This is a genomic window from Xanthomonas sp. WHRI 1810A, assembly GCF_040202885.1.
Taxonomy (GTDB): Bacteria; Pseudomonadota; Gammaproteobacteria; order Pseudomonadales; family Pseudomonadaceae; genus Aquipseudomonas.
In genome coordinates, this window is record NZ_JBEGED010000017.1 from 30,809 (window position 1) to 50,457 (window position 19,649).

Annotated in this window: 14 protein-coding genes; 11 read left to right on the top strand and 3 right to left on the bottom strand. The window is 62.3% G+C overall.

Going from position 1 to position 19,649, the window contains the following annotated elements:
* Positions 1–28: 28 nt before the first annotated feature.
* The 3 genes from tssC to tssA form a co-directional block, all read right to left on the bottom strand.
* The gene (gene tssC / locus ABQX22_RS21735; RefSeq protein WP_349801928.1) at positions 29–1,522 is read right to left on the bottom strand and encodes a type VI secretion system contractile sheath large subunit; all 1,494 of its coding nucleotides are present in this window, start codon (positions 1,520–1,522) and stop codon (positions 29–31) included.
* Positions 1,523–1,536: 14 nt separating this feature from the next.
* On the bottom strand, positions 1,537–2,052 hold the full coding sequence (tssB, locus tag ABQX22_RS21740) for a type VI secretion system contractile sheath small subunit (protein ID WP_349801929.1): 516 nt from the start codon (positions 2,050–2,052) through the stop codon (positions 1,537–1,539).
* A gap of 99 nt (positions 2,053–2,151) precedes the next feature.
* Positions 2,152–3,162 carry a type VI secretion system protein TssA gene (tssA, locus tag ABQX22_RS21745; RefSeq protein ID WP_349801930.1) on the bottom strand — a complete coding sequence of 337 codons (1,011 nt, stop codon included), beginning with the start codon at positions 3,160–3,162 and terminating at the stop codon, positions 2,152–2,154.
* Between the two features lie 389 nt (positions 3,163–3,551).
* Here tssA and tagH point away from each other — a divergent pair, with 389 nt between their 5' ends.
* Genes tagH through ABQX22_RS21800 form a run of 11 tightly spaced genes read left to right on the top strand, consistent with a single transcriptional unit; the run spans position 3,552 to position 19,610 of the window.
* Positions 3,552–4,901: a type VI secretion system-associated FHA domain protein TagH gene (tagH, locus tag ABQX22_RS21750; protein WP_349801931.1), complete on the top strand. Its 1,350-nt coding sequence runs from the start codon at positions 3,552–3,554 to the stop codon at positions 4,899–4,901.
* A 54-nt stretch (positions 4,902–4,955) separates the two neighbouring features.
* On the top strand, positions 4,956–5,453 hold the full coding sequence (tssJ, locus tag ABQX22_RS21755) for a type VI secretion system lipoprotein TssJ (RefSeq protein ID WP_349801932.1): 498 nt from the start codon (positions 4,956–4,958) through the stop codon (positions 5,451–5,453).
* Positions 5,454–5,467: 14 nt separating this feature from the next.
* Complete coding sequence (gene tssK, locus ABQX22_RS21760) at positions 5,468–6,802, top strand: type VI secretion system baseplate subunit TssK (protein ID WP_349801933.1); 1,335 nt, start codon at positions 5,468–5,470, stop codon at positions 6,800–6,802.
* Positions 6,799–8,130 carry a DotU family type VI secretion system protein gene (locus tag ABQX22_RS21765; RefSeq protein ID WP_349801934.1) on the top strand — a complete coding sequence of 444 codons (1,332 nt, stop codon included), beginning with the start codon at positions 6,799–6,801 and terminating at the stop codon, positions 8,128–8,130. Before tssK ends, ABQX22_RS21765 begins: the two co-directional genes overlap by 4 nt.
* Positions 8,127–11,630, top strand: coding sequence for a type VI secretion system membrane subunit TssM (gene tssM / locus ABQX22_RS21770; protein WP_349801935.1), 3,504 nt, complete (start codon positions 8,127–8,129; stop codon positions 11,628–11,630). Before ABQX22_RS21765 ends, tssM begins: the two co-directional genes overlap by 4 nt.
* Positions 11,627–12,208: a type VI secretion system-associated protein TagF gene (tagF, locus tag ABQX22_RS21775; protein ID WP_349801936.1), complete on the top strand. Its 582-nt coding sequence runs from the start codon at positions 11,627–11,629 to the stop codon at positions 12,206–12,208. The genes tssM and tagF overlap by 4 nt, the downstream gene beginning before the upstream one ends.
* Positions 12,209–12,940: a PP2C family protein-serine/threonine phosphatase gene (locus tag ABQX22_RS21780; protein WP_349801937.1), complete on the top strand. Its 732-nt coding sequence runs from the start codon at positions 12,209–12,211 to the stop codon at positions 12,938–12,940.
* Entirely contained in the window at positions 12,937–15,963 is a 3,027-nt protein-coding gene (locus ABQX22_RS21785) for a serine/threonine-protein kinase (protein ID WP_349801938.1), read from the top strand. The genes ABQX22_RS21780 and ABQX22_RS21785 overlap by 4 nt, the downstream gene beginning before the upstream one ends.
* Positions 15,963–16,679 (top strand): ABC transporter ATP-binding protein, encoded by a 717-nt coding sequence (locus tag ABQX22_RS21790; protein WP_349802006.1) that lies wholly within the window; start codon positions 15,963–15,965, stop codon positions 16,677–16,679. Before ABQX22_RS21785 ends, ABQX22_RS21790 begins: the two co-directional genes overlap by 1 nt.
* Complete coding sequence (locus tag ABQX22_RS21795; protein WP_349801939.1) at positions 16,676–17,902, top strand: hypothetical protein; 1,227 nt, start codon at positions 16,676–16,678, stop codon at positions 17,900–17,902. The genes ABQX22_RS21790 and ABQX22_RS21795 overlap by 4 nt, the downstream gene beginning before the upstream one ends.
* A complete protein-coding gene (locus tag ABQX22_RS21800; RefSeq protein ID WP_349801940.1) occupies positions 17,895–19,610 on the top strand; it encodes a formylglycine-generating enzyme family protein in 1,716 nt (571 codons plus the stop codon). Before ABQX22_RS21795 ends, ABQX22_RS21800 begins: the two co-directional genes overlap by 8 nt.
* Positions 19,611–19,649 lie beyond the last annotated feature (39 nt).

Consider the following 19,649-nt stretch of genomic DNA (forward strand, 5'->3'; position numbering starts at 1 on the left):
CCGTGGGTGCGGTTTATTCCAGGCGCGATCACGCGCCTTTTGCCGACGGCAATTTCGAGACAAGCCGAAGCGACACGGTCAGTCCTTCCAGCTGATAGTGCGGTCGCAGGAAAAACTTCGACTGGTAGTAACCGGGGTTGCCTTCGATGTCCTCGACGATGACTTCAGCCGCGGCCAACGGGTGCTCGGCCTTGGTGATTTCGGTGGAATGTGCCGGGTCGCCGTCCACGTAATTGAGGATCCAGTTCTGCAGCCAGCGCTGCATCTCATCCTTCTCTTTGAACGAGCCGACCTTGTCGCGCACGATGCATTTGAGGTAGTGCGCGAAGCGGCAGGTGGCGAACAGATACGGCAGCCGCGCCGCCAGATTGGCGTTGGCGGTGGCATCCGGCTCGTCGTATTCGGCAGGCTTTTGCAGGGACTGAGCGCCTATGAAGGCGGCGAAGTCGGTGTTCTTCTTGTGCAGCAACGGCATGAAACCGTTCTTCGCCAGTTCGGCTTCGCGGCGGTCGGAGATGGCAATCTCGGTCGGACACTTCATGTCCACGCCGCCGTCATCGGTGGGGAAGGTGTGGGCGGGCAGGTTCTGTACTTCGCCGCCCGACTCGATCCCGCGAATCCGCGAGCACCAGCCGTAATGCTTGAACGAGCGGTTGATGTTCACGGCCATGGCGTAGGCCGCGTTCGCCCAAGTGTATTTGCTGCTGTCGGCGCCGCCGGTGTCCTCCTCGAAAGCGAACGCCTCCACCGGATCGGTTTTAGCGCCGTAAGGCAGCCTGGCCAGGAAACGGGGCATGGTCAGACCGATGTAGCGTGAGTCTTCGGAGTCGCGCAGCGAGCGCCAGCCAGCGTATTCCGGGGTGGAGAAAATCTTGGTCAGATCCCTCGGGTTGGACAGTTCCTGCCACGAGCCCATGCCCATCACCGTGGGCGACGCTGCCGCGATGAAGGGCGCGTGCATCGCGGCGCAGACCTTGGACAATTCGCCCAGCAGCTCGACGTCCGGCGGCGACTGATCGAAGTAGTAATCACCCACCAGGCAACCATAAGGCTCACCGCCGAACTGGCCGTACTCTTCCTCATACATTTTCTTGAACAGCGGGCTCTGATCCCAGGCCGTGCCTTTGAATTTCTTCAGCGTCTTGTGCAGCTCGGGCTTGGAAATGTTCAGCACCCGAATTTTCAGCTGTTCATCACTCTCCGTGTTGTTGACCAGATAATGCAGGCCCCGCCAGGCGCTCTCGAGTTGCTGGAAGTCCGGGTGATGAATGACCTGATTGACCTGCGCGGTGAGCCGGGCGTCGATGGCGGCAATGATGGATTCAATCGAGGTGATCGCATCGTTCGACACCAGGGCGGTTTGCGCCAGTGCCTGTTGCGCCAAGGTCCGGACTGCCGTCTCGACCGCCTCCCGCGCGCGCTCGGTCTTGGGCTTGAATTCTTTCAGCATCAAGGCTGCGAACGCGGTGGCATCCTCGGTGGTGCCGGACTGTGGCTGATTATCCTGGATCAATGGGTTCATGATGATTCGTCCTGTTAGTCAGTGGGTTCGGCGTCGTTTGGCTGGGGCGCGCTCGCCAACGCCTGCAACAGGGCGGGGTCCTTGATCGCTTTCATGATGATGTCTTCGGCACCGGTCTTACCGTCCATGTACGTCAGCAGGTTGGCCAGTTGCGTGCGTGCTTCAAGGAGTTGCTTCAGGGAGTCGACCTTGCGTGCCACGGCAGCAGGGCTGAAGTCGTCCATGCTCTCGAACGTCATGTCCAGGGTCAGGTTGCCTTCGCCAGTCAGCTCGTTGGGCACATGAAAGGCCACGCGAGGCTGCATGGCCTTGAGGCGCGAATCGAAGTTATCGATGTCGATCTCCAGGTATTTGCGCTCGGCGACGGCGGGCAGGGGCTCGGCAGGTTTGCCCGCCAGATCGGCCATGACCCCCATCACGAAGGGCAGCTGAATCTTTTTCTCGGCGCCATACAGCTCAACGTCGTACTCGATCTGAACCCTGGGCGCGCGGTTGCGCGCGATGAATTTCTGAGAACTGGTGTTCGCCACGTAGCTGCTCCTGGTCGCGGTTGCGACGGTATCGGTGTGATCGGGTCTTGCGAGTGCTGATAACTGGCCCTGGTTGCTGGCGGACGCGCTGGATATACGTCACTCGGCACCCGGTCCGCGCAGGTTTTCAAATTGGGAAACGCCATCAGGGATGAGGTTGCGCACGATGGCTGCAAAGTCGGCATGCACCAGTGTTTTCGCACGGTTCAACAGCACCGGCAGCGGGCTGGAAGGCTCGTGGCGGGCGTAGTAGTCCAGAACGCGTTCCAGGCAATGGAGGACGTCATCGCGCGTGGCGATTTCAGTGGACATCGAGGGCGTGGCAAGTGTCGGCAGGCGTTTCGGCGCCGCTGCGTTGAAGGGCTCATTGGCGGAATCGTCAGCGATGTCGGGGCCGAAATTCTTGAGGATGTTCAACGCATTTCTTAGGACTGTCTTCAGGGCCGAGAGATCAACCCCGTGCGCCGAGCCGATGTGCTCAGACACGCAGGACTCAATGGCCTCGGCCGCGTTTCCCGCCTGGCTGAGGGTGCTGTAAACACCGCGTAGGGATTCAGGATCGCTGCTGCGCAACGCCGCCGCCAACTCATCGGCGGTGAGGGTTTCATCACGCACCGTCTGCAGACCATTGGCGTTCATGGCCGCACGAAGGCTGATGGAGCCAAAGAGCGGGGAGCGCGTGAGGCAGCTTTCACCGAGCAGACGCAGTGGAATGTCCCCGGCGAGCGCGGACAGCGCATTGATGCGGGCGGTGGGGTCATCGTTGTCGTCGGCATCGAGCTGCGGATACAAGCCTGGCCAATATTGGCGCAGGAGTTCGTGGATCAGTGCCAGCCCCGCCGCCAGCCCTGCGATGCCGTCCAGCGCAATCCCGCTCTGCACATGATAGAGCGCAATCCGCAGGTCCTTGCTGCGCTGCAGCAGTGCATGGCTCGCCTGCCGGATCAATTGCCATTGCGGTGGTTCCGCCGGCTGCACGGCGTCGCCCATGGTCCGCTCCGGCTTGCCTTCTGCATCCCGCGCCAGTTGCAAAAAATCCGCGTCGTACTCCAGGTCCTCCCCGCAGGGGGAGCTGGAAGATACTGCCGAAAGCAATAAAACATCTAACAAAACATGTTTCCTTAATGGACCGGGAACTGGATGACTAATAATGATAGAAACTTCCTACATCAACTTAATCAGCATCCTACGGGTATGTGTTATGAGAACTTATAAATGCCGTTTGATGTTCAAGAATTCGCATATTTTTGTTGCAGTAGTTCCCTGATGTCAAGGTAAGCTACGCGCCTCTTGGGGCAGTTGTGATGACCGTAACAAGAGTGACTGATAACAAAGTCATGACCAAAATCGCGTTTGGCCTGTGTGTAGACTTTTCAACGAATGACCAGGGTCAGGGCCGATTTTAAGGTCGGATCGGCATCTGTCGCATGCACCCGTTTGCCGCTGCAAGCCAATGAATTAAAGGGATTTGGCCAATTTTTTTCAGGGAAGGAAGCGCGATGCCGCTCTGCTTGACCATCACCAGTTATCACAAAATAACGCCGGGTCAATGTTTCGAAACAACTTTGAAAAGTGGCGAGATGACAATTGGTCGCGGACTCGATAATGACTGGGTGTTAGCGGATCCTGCGCGTTTGATCTCTTCGAGACATTGCGTCATAAAATATATGAACGGCCGATATTTTGTTACAGATAACAGCACAAACGGTGTTGAACTCCAGGTCGCCGGTATTCACTTGCGTCGCGGAAACAGTGAGCCTCTGCACGAAGGTGAGATCATCAGGATCGGTGATTATGAAATCAGTGTGCATATCAATACTGATGTCGGCTTGTGTGAGCCGGCACTTTCCGAAGTCAGTGCCACGCAGAGTTTCGACGCCTTGCTTGCATCCAGCAAATACCTTTCATGTCTCGCCCCAGATCCAGCACACCCTGCACCGGTCCACAATACCGTGTCCGATCTGTTCAATTTCCTGACCCCAGCTAGCGTCCCGCCAAAGACCGTATCCGATCACGTGCCGGTCGAGCGCCATGACTTTTGTCCGCCTGCCGCGCCGATCCCCGTGAGTCCGCAACCGGCAGCGGCAACCAGCAGGATCCCGGCTGACTGGGACTTTCTCGGCGGGCGCTCGACGATTGCCGACGCAGATCCCGATCAAGTCATCAACGACCCTCAACCACCGCTGCCTTCAGACCCGATTGATACCCAACCTGCGCCCGTTGCAAAGGACTCGATACCCGGCCCCGCGCCTGATACCCGCACCGGCGATCCGCTCCAGGCGTTCCTGCGTGGGGCGGGCGTGGCGCACTTGAGGGTCGACGCTGCCCAATTGCCTGGGCACATGGAAATGATCGGCCGCAGCTATCGGCGGATGGTGGAAGGCTTGATCGATATCTTGCGTGCCCGCAGCAGCCTCAAGGGGGAATTCCGAATGCAGCAGACGCTGATTCGTCCTCTGGAAAACAACCCGCTGAAGTTCGCGCCGAATGCCGATGAAGCACTGCTGTTGCTGTTGCGCCAGGGCAATCCAGCGTTCATGGATCCGGAGCAGGCCATCGATGACAGTTTCGACGACTTGCGCGCCCACCAGCTTGCCGTCATGGCCGGCGTCGAGGCTTCAATTCAGGCACTGCTCAAGCGCTTCGAGCCCGCCCGCCTTGAAGCACGAATGGCAAGCCCCGGTCCGCTGATGCAGCTGTTCAGTTCGCATTCGGCCCAGTGCTGGCGGCGATTTACCGAACTCTACGAAGACATCTCCAAAGAAGCCGAAGACGATTTTTCTGAGCTGTTCGGGCGCGAGTTCGGCCGCGCCTACGAACAACACAGCGCCCGTACGCGCGAGGGCTGAACCGTGACCAAACAGACCTCCAGACACACGACCGAGCCATCTGAAGCAGGCAGCATGTACTACAAAATTCTGCTGGCAGCGGTCAGCGCCTTGTGGCTGACGGCGTGCGCAGAAAAGCCGCCAGTGATGCCGCCACCAGACACTGCCAGCCAGGCGACGCGCGTAGCGCTGCATCTGGTCGCCGATCCGGACCTCAACCCAAGCGTCACGGGCCATCCAGCGCCGGTACGGGTGCGCATTTATGAGCTCAAGAACGCCGCACACTTTCTGCGCGCTGATTATTTTTCGCTCGTCGACCGCGCGCAGGGCTCTCTGGGGGCAGACCTCATTGACCAGGATGAAGTGCTGATCACGCCCGGCGAACAGCGGCAGCTGGGCCGCGATCTCGCGATGGAAACCCGGCACGTCGGGCTGGTCGTGGGCTATCGCGACATCGATCAGGCGCAGTGGCGCACGTTGCTCACCGTTGCCCCCCAGCGCACCAACACGTTTCTGATCAACCTCGATGCTCGGCGCGTACGCAGTGACGCCACGCCGGGCGCTGCCCAGTAGGAAAAGGAGTCCCTATGTCCTGGAACAATCGTGTGGTCTGGTCGGAAGGCATGTTCGTCGCGACGCAGCACTTTCAACAGCACGACCGTTATCTGGAGAACCTCATTGACGCGCGTAGCCGGCCTCTGACGGCAAACGCGTGGGGCTTCAGCGAGCTGGTGCTGGATCAGGGGCTTCTGATGCAGGGCAAACTGGCAATCGTTTCTGCTCGCGGGCTCTTGCCTGACGGCACGCCGTTCAACATTCCCCACGACGATGCCGCGCCATGCCCATTGAGCATCGCCGACGACCTGCGCGACGGTCTGGTCTATCTGGCGTTGCCGCTCAAGCGCGTCGGGCTGCGGGACACGGTCGACGACGGTGAGCCGTCCGAGGGCGCGCGCTACATCAGTCGGGTGCGCGAGGTCCGCGACGACAACGCCCGCTACGAAAGCCGCAAACCGGTGGCGGTGGCTGGGCGAGCAATGCGGCTGATGACCGCCCAAGAGGGTTTGGGCGATTACGCCGCCATGGGCGTGGCGCGGATCAGCGAAAAAGCTTCCGAACAAGCGCTACGCCTGGATGGCCGTTACGTGGCGCCGGTGCTGGATGTCGCGGCGGCCGTTGCATTGGCGTCATTTCGCAGCGAATTGATCGGCCTGCTGCATCAGCGGGGCGAGGCATTGGCGGGCCGGGTGGTCGCGTCGAGCGCTGGCGGCGCTTCGGAAATCGCCGACTTCATGTTGTTGCAGTTGGTCAATCGCGCCGAGCCACTGCTCAATCACCTGGAGCAACTGAGCCCGCTGCACCCGGAGCGCTTCTACAGCGAACTGGTGAGTCTGGCGGGCGAATTCGCTACGTTCTCCACCTCGCAACGACGGCCCGATGCGTTTTCGCCTTACCGGCATGACGACCTCGCCGGTACCTTTGCGCCAGTGATGCAGGCACTGCGTGAAGCGCTGTCGATGCTGATCGACAGCAAGGCCACGGCGCTTGCCATCGTCGAAAAAGCGTACGGGATTCACGTAGCGATGCTGGCGGACAAAACCCTGATCGAACACGCCAGTTTCATCCTGGTGGTGCATGCCGACATGCCCAGGGACGCCCTGAATGCGCGCTTTGCGCAGCAGAGCAAGATTGGCTCGGTTGAGCACATCCGCGACCTGGTCAATCTGCAATTGCCGGGCATCGAGCTGTTGCCCTTGCCTGTCGCGCCACGGCAAATCCCCTTTCATGCGGGCGCCACGTACTTCGAACTGGATCGCGGGAGCGAGCACTGGAAACAATTGCAGCAGTCGGGCGGGTTTGCCTTCCACGTCGCCGGTGATTTCCCCGGTCTGGAGCTGGCATTTTGGGCGATTCGGGGATGAGTGACGTGCACACCACCGACGACCCACGCAATCCCACATCCGGCCACGATGACCGGACGCAATTCATGCCGCGCCCCGGTGGCCGCAGCCCGCAGACGGCCGACCCCGTGGAGCCACTGGCGCCCTTGTCCATGCCGGCACCGCCTCTGTCGCTCGGGCAGGCGCGGGGCCTGAATCCGTTGGAAGCTGCCGCCGGGCCACTGTTGGCCTTGCTCACCCGGCTGCGCAGCACCCTCGCCCACTCGGCGCCGGCCAGCCTGCGCGCGCAGTTGCTGGCCTACCTGCGGCAGTTCGAGGAGCGTGCGCAAGCGTCCGGCGTTGCCCAAAACGACGTGCAGCTGGCGCGTTACGTGTTGTGTTCGGCGCTGGATGAAGCCGTGCTGAGCACGCCCTGGGGCAGCGCCGGTGGCTGGAGCAAGCAGAGCCTGCTGATCACGGTGCATAACGAAGCCTGGGGCGGGGAAAAGATCTTTCAGCTGCTGGATCACTGCCTGCGAAGCCCGCGTGAGCGCTTGCATTTGCTGGAGCTTTTGTACCTCTGCCTGAGCCTCGGATTCGAAGGCCGTTACCGCGTGATGAACGACGGTCGAAGCCAGCTGGACGCCCTGCGTGAGCGCACGTGGGCGGCGATCCGCAGTGCGCGGGGTGACACTGAACGCGAGTTGTCCCCGCACTGGCGCGGAGTGACGGTGCTGCGCGATCGCCTGTCGCAATGCCTGCCGCCGTGGGTGGCTGCGGTGGTCGGGCTGGCGATGCTGATGCTGGTGCTTCTGGGGCTGCGGATACCCCTGGCCTCTGACGCCGAAGGGGTGTTCAACAACATTCATGCGCTGGGCGAAGTGAAGGTGCCCTTGCTGGAGCGTCCACTGCCGCCGCCGACAATCGTCGAGCGGCCAAGACTGGCGGTGCTGCTTGCGGACGACATCCAGGCCGGTCGCGTCGCCGTGCAAGAGTCGCGGGACCGTTCGATCGTGACGCTGCGTGGCGATGAGGTGTTCGCGTCCGGCAGCGCCACCGTCAACGTCGACTTACTGCCATTGATGGGGCGCATTGCCCAAGCGCTTCGCCAGGTGAACGGCCAGGTACGCATCACCGGGCACAGCGATAATCGGCCCATTGCCAGCCTGCGCTTTGCGTCGAACTGGGCGCTGTCCCAAGCCCGGGCGGCGCAGGTCATGCAGATCCTCTCCACGCAAACCGGCCAGCCGGAGCGCTTCACCGCCGAAGGACGTAGCGACACCGAACCGCTGGCGTCGAACGCCAGTGCAGCGGGGCGTGCGCGCAACAGAAGGGTGGAAATAACGGTCATGGCGGAGGGTGTCCAGTGACGGGCTTTTTTGGGTTTTTCATTCGCTGGGTTGTGCCAGCTGTCGGTCTGATCGGCTTGGGCCTGATTATCTGGCTGGTCGGGCCATTGTGGGCAGTACTGATGCCAGAAGGACGGCGCTGGGCGTTGATCTTTTTTCTGTGCGGGATGTGGATCGCGTACCGGGTTTTCCACCTTGTTCGCTCCCGTCGGCGCGCCGCAAAAGTGCTGGCCAGCCTGGCAGCTGAAACGGCTCTGGACCCTGTAGCCCTGGCCACCACCGAAGAGCTGGCGACCTTGCGCCACCGCATGACGGAGGCCTTGAACCTGCTGAAAAAAGCGCGGCTGGGAGGCACCGAGCGGCGCAATCTGTATGAGCTGCCCTGGTATGTCTTCATCGGTCCACCGGGGTCCGGCAAGACCACCGCACTGATCAATTCCGGGCTGCATTTCCCCTTGGCCGTGCAGTTGGGCGACAGCGCGATCCGAGGCGTGGGCGGCACGCGCAACTGCGACTGGTGGTTTACCGATCAAGCGGTATTGCTCGACACCGCAGGGCGCTACACCACTCAGGACAGCCATGCCCCGGTCGACAAGGCGGCGTGGCTGGGCTTTCTGGATCTGCTAAAGAGCCAGCGTCCCCGTCGGCCCATCGACGGGGTATTTCTTGCGATCAGCGTGTCGGATTTGCTCCTGGGCAGTGAGGCCGAGTGCGCAGCGCACGCCACGGCGATTCGGACACGGATCCAAGAGCTGTATACGCGGCTGGGGGTTCGCTTTCCGATCTACGTCACGCTGACCAAACTTGATCTGGTACCAGGCTTCATGGCGTTTTTCGATAGCTTGAACAAGGAGGAGCGCGCGCAAGTCTGGGGCATGACGTTCGCCCTCGACGACCCCAGTCACGCGAAGGGACCGCTGATGGCATTTGCCGATGAGTTCGCCGCACTGGAAGACCGGCTGAACGCGCGGCTGGTCGAGCGTCTGCAACAGGAGCGCGACCCGGCACGACGAGATTTGATCTACGGATTCGCGCAGCATTTCGCGGCGTTGAAGCCGACGCTGCAGCGCTTTCTCGACGCGGTCTTCATGCCCAATGCGTTTGAAGACCCGGCATTGTTGCGCGGTGTGTATTTCACCAGTGGCACGCAAGAGGGCAGCCCGATTGACCGGCTCATCGGGGCAATGGCGCAAAGCATGAACCTGGACCGGCAGCACCTCGCCCGCCAGACCGGTCGGGGTCGCAGCTACTTCATTGAAAAACTGTTCACTGCCGTGGCCTTCGCCGAGCGCGGCCTGGTGGAGCTTGATCCGAACGTGGAACTTCGGCGCAAATGGCTGGCCCGCGGTGTTCTCGCCGTCACGGCGGTGGTAGTCCTGACGGTTTGCGCAGCATGGCTGGTGAGTTATCGCGCCAATCAAGCATTCATCGCTCAGGTTGAGCACCGGCTGGCGCCGTTGCAGCAGATCGCGCAAACCCTCGATCCCGCGGATCACGACGTGCTCTCCGTGTTGCCGCTGCTTGATGGCGCTCGGCATCTGGCCGCTGACGCGCCGAAGTGGGCCAGAGGGCTTGGCATCTATCAGGGCGACATGCTCGAAACCGAGGCCGTGCGCGTGTACCGCAAATTACTGGTGGCGACGTTCGCTCCACGATTGTTGACGCGCATTGAAGAGCAGTTGCAGGGAGGCGGCAGTCCGGACTTCCTGTACGAGGGGCTCAAAGCGTATTTGATGTTTGCCGACAACGATCACTATGACCCTGACTTCATCACGGCATGGATCAAGCTGGATTGGGAGCACAGCCTGCCCCGCGACCTGGGTTTGGAACAGCGTCAGGCGTTGGGTCAGCATCTTCAATCGTTGTTCGAGCAGCGCCCGCCCGTTGCGCGGGTCGATCAGCAACGGGTGGAGGAAGTGCGGCGTCAGCTTCAGCACGTACCGTTTGCCCAACGGGTATATGACCGACTCAAGCGTCAGCCGCTGCCCAACGGTGTGTCGGATTTCAGGCTTACCGACGTCGCTGGCCGGGAGGCTGCACGGGTGTTCACTCGCAAGAGCGGCAAGCCGTTGGGCGAGCCTTTGAGCGGATTCTTCACGGTCAAGGGTTACCGCGATGCTTTTCTGGCGGCCAGCCCGACCTTGGCCGCCACGCTGATTGACGAGCAGTGGGTGCAGGGCGTGGGGCGGGGCAATCCATTGGACGCGGTCAGCCTCGCCGCCGACGTGCGTCGTCTGTACGTTGAAGATTACCTGCGCCAGTGGGATGCGCTCTTGGCGGACATCGATTTTCTGCCGATCACCAGCGTTGCCCAGGCCGCCGACGTGCTGAGGATAATTTCCGGTCCGGCTTCGCCGCTCAAAAAACTGCTGCTGGCGGTCGCCATCGAGACTGACCTGCAACAGCAAGACCAGGTGTTGGCCGAGACAGCAACTCAGGTCGACGCCAATGTCGATCAAATCAAACAGCGGCTTGCTTCCCTGTTGGGTCAGCAGCGTGCAAGCAGTGAAAGGACCCCGTTGTCAGGCATTGATCCGGTCACTGCACACTTCGCCGAACTCAAGGCCGTGCTCAGCAGCGCCGGCACAGGGCCAACCGCCATGGACGGGCTGCTGGCGGATCTGGATGCGCTTTATGTGCAAGTGAGCGGCATGGTGGGTGCCAGTGGTGACGCCCTGCTGGGGGAAGCAAAACAGGCCGCGAGCGCGGCGGCGACGCGGGTCAGTTTGTCCGCCGACCGTCAGCCGCCTCTGGTTCAGGGGCTGATCAAGTCCGTCGTCAGTGCCACCAACAACACCCTGACGGGCGGCGTGCGCAACCAGTTGAACGCGGCCTGGGCCAGCGACGTGGTGCGGGTCTATCGCCAATCCCTGCAGGGCAGGTACCCGCTGTCGGCGGGTAGCGCACGGGATGCGACCCTGGATGATTTCGGTCAGTTTTTCGGCGCGGGCGGGGCGATGGACAGCTACTTTCGCAAGTACCTGCAACCCCATGTCGACACCTCGACGCCGACGTGGCGCTGGCAACCGGGCGCAGCGCAGAAGCTCGGTATCAACGCCAGCGCATTGCAGGCGTTTCAGCGAGCCGCCGCGATTCGTGATGCGTTTTTCCGCGCAGGTGGCACGCGGCCACACGTGCGTTTCGAGCTCAAACCGGTGGCGATGGATGCGTCGATCACTCAGTTCCAGCTGGACATTGATGGCCAGTCCATACGCTATGACCATGGCCCAAGTCGCCTGTTTGCCCTGGCATGGCCCAACCCGGGTAGCGTCAGTGCGGTGCGCCTGTCGGTCTCGCCATCGCGTGCCAGCGGGCGCTCCGCCACTACGCTGGACGGTCCGTGGTCATGGTTCCGCCTGCTGGATCAATCCAGGCTGCTACCGGGCCGTTCACCGGACCGGTTCAACCTGCAGCTCGACATGGATGGCGCACCCATTGCCCTGGAGTTGCGCGCCGCCAGTGCCTTCAATCCCTTCAACCGTACCGTACTCAGTGGCTTCAGCCTCCCGGAGCGGTTGTGAGCCTGCCCGGGTTTTACGGAAAGATCGCCAGCCGTGGCGACTTTGTCACCCGTGGACTGGCCGCCGGGTTTACTCAGCCCTGGGACAGCTGGCTTGCGTCGGGCATGCGGACCAGCCAGCAGCAGCTGGGTGAATGCTGGCTGGATGCGTATCTGGTCAGCCCCCTGTGGCGGTTTGCACTGGCGGCGGGGGTTTGCGGGCCGGACGCCACCGTCGGTGTGCTGATGCCAAGCATTGATCGGGTCGGCCGCTATTTCCCACTAACCGTCGCCCAGACCCTTGAGCCGGAGCAATCGGTTGCCGGGCTGGAGGGCGCTGCCGATGACTGGTTCAGCTCGGTGGAAACGTTGATGTTATCGACCCTGAATCAACACGTCGGATTCGATACGTTCGTGGCCGGCCTGACGAAACTGCGTCAACTCATAGTGAAAACCTGTGAGCCGGTCGTGTTCGAGGGCGCCAGTCTGTGGTGGGGCAAGGACGAGGAGGGCAATGCCCAGGCAGTGAAGCGCTGCCAGGGTCTTCCGGACCCCCGGCATTTTGGCAGCTACTTGCTGGGGCATGGAGCAGAGGTATAGATGCTCGATATCGCTTACCGCTCTGCCAGTTGTAGTCATGTCGGCCTGGTGCGACGGATCAACGAAGACGCATTTCTTGAACAACCCGACACCTGCCTGTGGGCCGTGGCCGATGGCATGGGTGGGCACGCTGCCGGCGACTATGCCGCCAGCCTGATTGTCGACAGCCTGCGGCGGTTTTCGTCGGTGGATTCGCTGGAAAGCGCCACCCAGGCAATTAATGCCATTGTGCTGCAGGCTCACATGACACTGCGCGAAGAGACCCTGCGTCGACGGCTGACAATGATGGGCAGCACGGTCGTGGTGTTCGCGGCATGTGGGGATCAAGGCGTTTGCCTGTGGGCCGGGGACAGTCGTCTTTATCGCCTGCGCGAGGGCGTGCTGCTGGCCATTTCCCACGATCACAGTTATGTGCAGGCGCTGCAGGACAGTGGCCTGATCAATGAGGCCGAAGCCCGCGCGCACCCGCAGGCCCACCTCATCACGCGGGCAGTGGGCGTAGAGCCGACGCTTGAGCTGGCGCTCGCTCATCTGCATATCCAGCCCGGCGACACCTACCTGTTGTGCAGCGATGGCCTCAACAAAACCGCCGAAGACCACGAAATCCGCGACATCCTGAATCATGTCGACCCCGAACACGTGGCGCGCAGCCTGGTGCACCTTGGGCTGACACGGGGTGCGCCCGACAACATCACGGCCATCGTCGTCAAAGCCTGCAAGGCCTGCCCATGAATCTCATCATTCCCGAGTTCGATATCGAAGCGGCCATCGGTCATGGGGCCATGGCAACCGTGTACCTGGCGACCCAGTGCTCGCTGGAACGCAAGGTCGCGCTCAAAGTCATGGCTGCCACGCTGGCCGCTGATCCGGCCTTTTGTGAACGGTTTTTGCGTGAAGGGAAGATGTTGGCGCGGCTGTCCCATTCGCACATCGTCACCATCCACGACATCGGCCATGCCGACGAGCTGTATTACATGGCGATGGAATACCTGCCCCACGGGACGCTCAAGGAGCGAATCGATGCCGGCATCAGTATCGACACAGGCCTGGCTTACATTCGGCAGATCGCTTCGGCGCTGGGATATGCGCACAGCCAGGGGCTGGTGCACCGCGACGTCAAGCCTGCCAACATCCTCTTTCGCGCCAACGGCACCGCCGTGCTCTCGGACTTCGGCATCGCCAAATCACTGGATGAACGCACCCAGTTCACCCAGGCCGGTTTCGCCGTGGGCACGCCGAGTTACATGAGTCCCGAACAGGCCCGTGGCCACGCGATCGATGGCCGGGCCGACCTGTATGCGCTGGGCGTCATTCTTTATCAGATGCTGGTGGGCAAGTTGCCGTACAGCGGCACCGATGCGCTCTCGACCGCCTTGGCGCACCTGACTGAACCGATGCCCGCACTGCCCCTTCATCAAGGGTGCTATCAATACGTACTTGGCAAGTTGCTGGCGAAAGACCCGGCTGACCGATTTGCCGATGCCGAAGCGTTGTTGGCCGCCCTGGATGATTTGCAGGGCGACGATAGGGACCTGACGTTGCTGGCGCCACGATCGTCCGCTTCTGCGGGCCGGACGTCCGACGTCGTGTCGCTGTTGATGGCGACGCAGGCGGGTGCGCTGGAATCCGATGTCCAGTCCTCTGCTCAGCCGCCGTCTGCGAGTGCGGTCACGCAGCGAAGCAACCGCCTGCGACTGACCTTGCTCGCAGTCTCGATCGCCACCGCATTAGGGCTGGCCGTCGCCGGGTATGGCGGGTGGCGCGGCAGCCGGACGTCGCCGTCCTCGACACCGGCGTCCGTACCCATCAAACCCACCCAGGGCAATCGTCCGCCTGCGCTGACCGTTCCCGTTGTTCAGCCCACGCAGGCTTTGCCGGAATCCGCATCAAACAGTGAGAGCAGTCGTCGCCCGCTGTTGATGCCCGGCAAGCAGACGTTATACCAGCGGGTCCTGAGCAAGCCCGGCGCTCTTTATTCCAGTGCCGGTGCGGCGGCCGAGCGCAAGGCCTTGCCCGCGCTTTCGGTGCTGTATGTGTACGAGCGCAGAGATGTCTATGGCAGTGAGTGGTTGCGTGTCGGGCCTGCCAGCGACGGCCGCAGTGAGGGCTGGCTGCCAGCCAGTGAGGTCACCGAATGGAAGCAAAGCCTGGTGCTCAAGCTGACCGAGCGATCCGGGCGGGCACCGGTGATGTTCATGCGCCAGTCCAGTGACCTGGAAAAACTGTTGAACGACCCCTCGGCCGCCAAGACGCTGCTGCACGACGCGCAGCAAAGCAGGGATGAGCACCCTCAGGTGTTGGCGCTGGAACCAGAGAACGCCGCCATCCCGCAGGCGCAGTTTCACCTGCTGCCGATCCTGGATTCCAAGGAAAGCTTTGACGACAGCGGGCAGCCGGTCCAGCTGCTCAATGTCGCCTCCATCGACCCCGGTCATCCCACGCCGGACGCCGGGGCAACCCAGCCGGGGGCGGTAGGCGACGACGCCTTTCGCACCGCCGTGGTCTTGGTGGTGGACACATCAAAATCCATGCAGCCTTACATCGACCAGGTGCGCAACGTCGTGCGCGAGTTGCAGGATCAGATTGGCCGACGCGGCGAATTGAACAGTGTGAGTTTCGGGCTGGTGGGGTTTCGCAGCAGCGTCGCAAAAACCCCTGGTCTGGAGTACGTCGCCAAAACCCTGGTAACCCTCGATCAGGGCCGCGATCCGCAGCAGTTTCTCACCCTCGCCGAGCAGATCAAGGCCACCTCGGTCTCGAGCCACGCGTTCAACGAAGACGCGTTTGCCGGTGTGATGCAGGCGGTCAACGGCATGGATTGGTCAGGCTACGGCGGCCGATTGATTCTATTGGTCAGCGATGCCGGATCGTTACGCAAAAGTGACCCGTACAGCAGCACTCAGATGAACGAGGCCGAAATCCGTCAGGCCGCGCTGAGCAAGGACATCAAGCTGTACGCGCTTCACCTGCGTACCGGCGCTGGCAAGCAGAACCACGCCTTCGCCGAGCAGCAATACCGCACGCTGACCGCCGACGCCAACCCGCAGATCGGCGATCTATACGTGCCCATACCGGACGGCGACGTACACACGTTCGCCAAGCGTCTGACCGAGGTAGGCTCCGTGTTCGCCGATCTGGTGCATCAGGTGCGCACAAAGCCGACTCAGCCAGTGCCGCTATTGGCACCGGGCGCCACCCTCGCCGCCAGGTCGGCAGCGGTAGGGTATGCGATGCACATGGATTTTCTGGGGCGCAGGGCCCGCAGCGACACGCCCAGTCTGGTCAGCGCCTGGGCGGCCGACCGCGACCTGACCAACCCTGCGCTGCCTGCCTTTCAGGTGTGCGTGATGCTCACCAAATTGCAGCTTAACGACCTGCAACAGTCGCTGAAGCTGATCGTTCAGGCGGCCCGCAAGACGCAAACCTCACCCAAGGATTTTTTTCAGGAAATCGCCAGCGCCAGCGCCTTCATGAGCCGCGACCCGGCCGCACTGCGCAAGGGCGGCAACCTGGCAGACGGCGGCCTGCTGGGCGAATACCTCGAAGGCCTGCCCTATCGCAGCAAGTCACTGAGCATGAGCCAGGATTTGTGGCTGTCCCTGAGCGTGGCCGAGCAGGAGGACTTCATCGACGAACTCGAATCCAAGATTCGGTTGTACGAAACCTTCCACAACGACCTCTCCAACTGGGTCCGTTTCGGCGATGCCGAGCCGGGCGACGCGTTGTACCGGGTTCCGCTGTCGACGCTGCCGTGATGCTGCATCTGCGAGCGGTACACAAAACCCACGGGCAGGGCAGTCAGCGTTTCAGCCTTGAGATTCCGCATCTGGCGCTGGACGCGGGCCAGCAGATCGCGCTGGTGGGCCCTAGCGGGTGTGGCAAAAGCACGGTGCTGGATCTGCTGGCGATGGTGTTGTCGCCGGATCAATGCCAGCAGTTCGAGTTTTCCACGACACAGCTGGTGGTGGACATTGCGCAGCTGTGGCGCAAGGACCGGCAAAACCGGCTCGCCGAGATACGGGCCCGGGAAATGGGGTATGTGGTGCAGGCGGGCGGTCTGCTGGGGTACCTCGATGTGCGCAGCAACATTGCGCTGTCCCGACGGCTGTTGGGTTTGAGCGATGACGGCAGTGTCGAGCGGCTGGCCCAGCATCTGGGCATTGCCGACCAGATGGACAAGCGCCCGCACCAGCTTTCCATCGGCCAGCGTCAGCGCGTGAGTTGCGCGCGGGCGTTGGCGCACACTCCGCGTCTGTTGCTGGCTGATGAGCCGACCGCCGCCCTTGATCCGCCCAATGCCCGGCGGGTCATGGGGCTGCTGCTGAGCCGCGCCCGAGAGCAAGGTGTCTGCTGCGTGGTTGCCACCCACGATGAACGTCTGATCGAGGATTCGGGGCTCAGCATGTTGCGTATTGCCAGCCAGCGGGACGCTGACGGCGGCGTGACTGCGACACTGCAGGCGACGCAATGACGCGCGCAGCCCTGGTGATGTCCCTCGCCTGGCAGGATTACCGCGCCGATGCGCGTCTATCGGCGTGCACGGTGTTGGCCTTGGTCGCCGTGATCGCGCCGCTGTTGGTGCTGTTCGGGCTGAAGTTTGGCCTCGTGAGCAGCCTGATCGAAGACCTGGAACGCGACCCGACGGTGCGCGAGCTGATTCTGCTAGGCGGCAGCCGTATCGACCGCGCTTTTGTAGACGCCCTGCGCGCAAGGCCCGATGTCGCGTTCGCGATGCCCCGCACGCGCCAGATCGCAGCCACTGTGGATCTGTCCGTGCCTGCACAGGCCACGGTACTGAATGCGGAGATGATTCCAACCGGCGACGGCGATCCGCTGCTTGACCTATTACCGATACCAGCCCGGCTAGACACCGTCGTGTTGAGCCACACCGCCGCCGAGAAACTGGGCGTCACGGCAGGCACATGGCTCGACGCTGCGTTCACCCGTCAACGTGCCGGCCGGTTGCAGGTCCAGCGAACACGGCTGAACGTCATCGCCATCCTGCCGCTGGCAGCCTTCGCGCGGGACGCGGTATTTGCCCCGCTTTCACTGTTGGAAGCCGCCGAGGATTATCGCGATGGACGTGCGGTTGCCGCGTTGGGTTTGGGCGGCGAGGCACCGTCAGGTGTGCCGCGCGTATATCCAGCCCTGCGCCTGTATGCCCGCGACTTGGCCGATGTCGAGCCGCTGCGTCGCTATCTGGTCGCGCGCAATCTCCAGGTTTCCACCCAGGCTGATGCCATCGCTCAAGTGATGTCGTTGAGCCGCAACTTGTCCATGGTCTTCTGGATCATTGCGGCCCTGGCCATGATCGGCGCCTGCGCCGCAGTTGTCGCCAGCGCACTGAGCGCCGTCGAGCGCAAATACCGCGAGCTGTCGGTGCTGCGACTTCTGGGTTTCAGCGCCGGCGCGTTGTTGCTCTTCGTCGTGCTGCAAGCCTTTTACAGCGCGTTGCTGGCGGCGGCTCTCAGCGCAGCCCTCTACCTCGCTGCCGAGCACATGATCAACGCCCTGTTAGTAAACCTGCCGGGTGAATATGCGTGTCGCTTGTTGCTGCAGCACCACGGCGTGGTGTTGCTGCAGCACCACGGCGTGGTGTTGCTCGTCAGTCTTTGTGTCAGTGCTTCGGCAGCGGCACTGGGTGGATGGCGTGTCACCCGGATTGAAGCCTCACGGGGGATCCGGCATGTTTAGTACCCGCCGGCTGATCATCACCCTGTTTGCCGTGGCCGCGTGGATTGCCGCGTCGGCAAGCGCCTCAGACACCCTCGATAACCCCCGGCCGCTGGGGGATGACGTGACACTGCCATTGCCCTGCGACGGCGAAATGGTGCTGCGCTACGTCTACGTGCTGGCGCAAGGCACGCTGGATGATCGTGAAATCAGTCTTGGCTACCCGTTCAGCGAGGACGAACCGGGCTACAAGCAGTCATTCATCTCCGGTTACCGACGCGACTTCATCAACGGCCAGTTCACGGTGAGCGATCTGCCAGCTGGCTGGCGCAAAACCATCGGTCCGTCGCTGCCCAGGGTGGATTCGAAAACGCCGCTCAAGCCCATGCTGTATTTCATCGGAAAATACGAAGTCACCGCCCGCCAGTACGCACGGGTCATGGCTCAGGCGCCGTCGCTTGCAAGCGGTGAGCCTGCGCCGGCGTGCAACGCGCTTGAAGACATGGCAGGGCGTTTGCCCAAGGTGAGTGTGTCCCGTTACGAGGCCGAGCGCTTTGCGGCGGTCTACAGCGCGTGGCTGATCAAACATCACCCCGCGTTGTTGCCCATGAGTGGACGGGGAGAAGGTGGGGAAGAGGGCGGCCTCGGGTTTGTTCGGCTGCCCACTGAAGTTGAGTGGGAATACGCCGCGCGGGGTGGGCACGCGGTCAGTCGTCAGGCGCTGGAGGGGCGATTGTTTCCCCGTCGAGGGGATAACAGCGAAAGCGACGGTCCGTTGGCCGGCTGGGCGGTCTTCAATCAGGTGGCGGGCGGCACCGGCCAGGCGCCGCGACTGATGCCCGTTGGCAGCAAACTCCCTAACCCCCTCGGTCTGTTCGATGTGATCGGTAACGCCGCCGAGATGGTCCAGGAGTCCTTTCAGCTGGTGCGCGCGGGGCGTCGCCACGGCGCCTACGGCGGCTTCATCGCCAAGGGCGGCAATTACCTGGAAGGCGAGGGGGCGCTGTTCACCGGCATGCGACGTGAATATCCACTGTTCGCAGCCGACGGCACCGAGCAACGCAACGAGGCGACGGGGTTCCGCATCGCGCTTGGGGCGTTGTCCGCGCCGCGCTCGCGCTACAAGGCACTGTTCGAGCAGTGGCAGCGCGAAGGGCGTCTGGCTTCGTTGACCGATGGCCTCGACGACGCGGACGACCCGACTCAGCAACTCGATCACATCATCGCTTCAAGCGGTGACGCCCGCCTGCAGAACACCCTTGGAAAGGTCAACGAAGCGCTCAAGCGCGACCTTTCGCTCATCGCCCGGCAGCGCGAAGAGGCGGCCGGCAACCTGATCCAGTCTTCAGCGCTGGTGGCCGAAACCATCAACAACTACAACATCCGCCTGACCAATCTCAAGAACAGCCAGCAGCAGGCCGCGCGGGACAAGGATCAGGCCAGCGCTCAGCTATTCGCCACCGCCATCGAAAACGGCCGCCGTGCGCTGGACGCAGCGGTTGAAATCTACATCGACAACCTCGCCACCGGCACGCGTTACACCGATGCGGTGATTCAGGCGCAGTTGCAGCGGGTCAACGAAGCCCTCACTCGCAAACCGGTGCTGGGCCGCAGCCTCATGGCGCGCGCGACATTGTTCGTCCGTCATGTCGGGGAGTATCGCCGCAAACAGCGCGCAGACCCTGCCACCACATTGAAGCAAGTGCTTGCGGCGGCCAGTCGGCCCTGACCGGCGTCTGCGCGAGCGTAAAGAAAAGCCGACTCACGT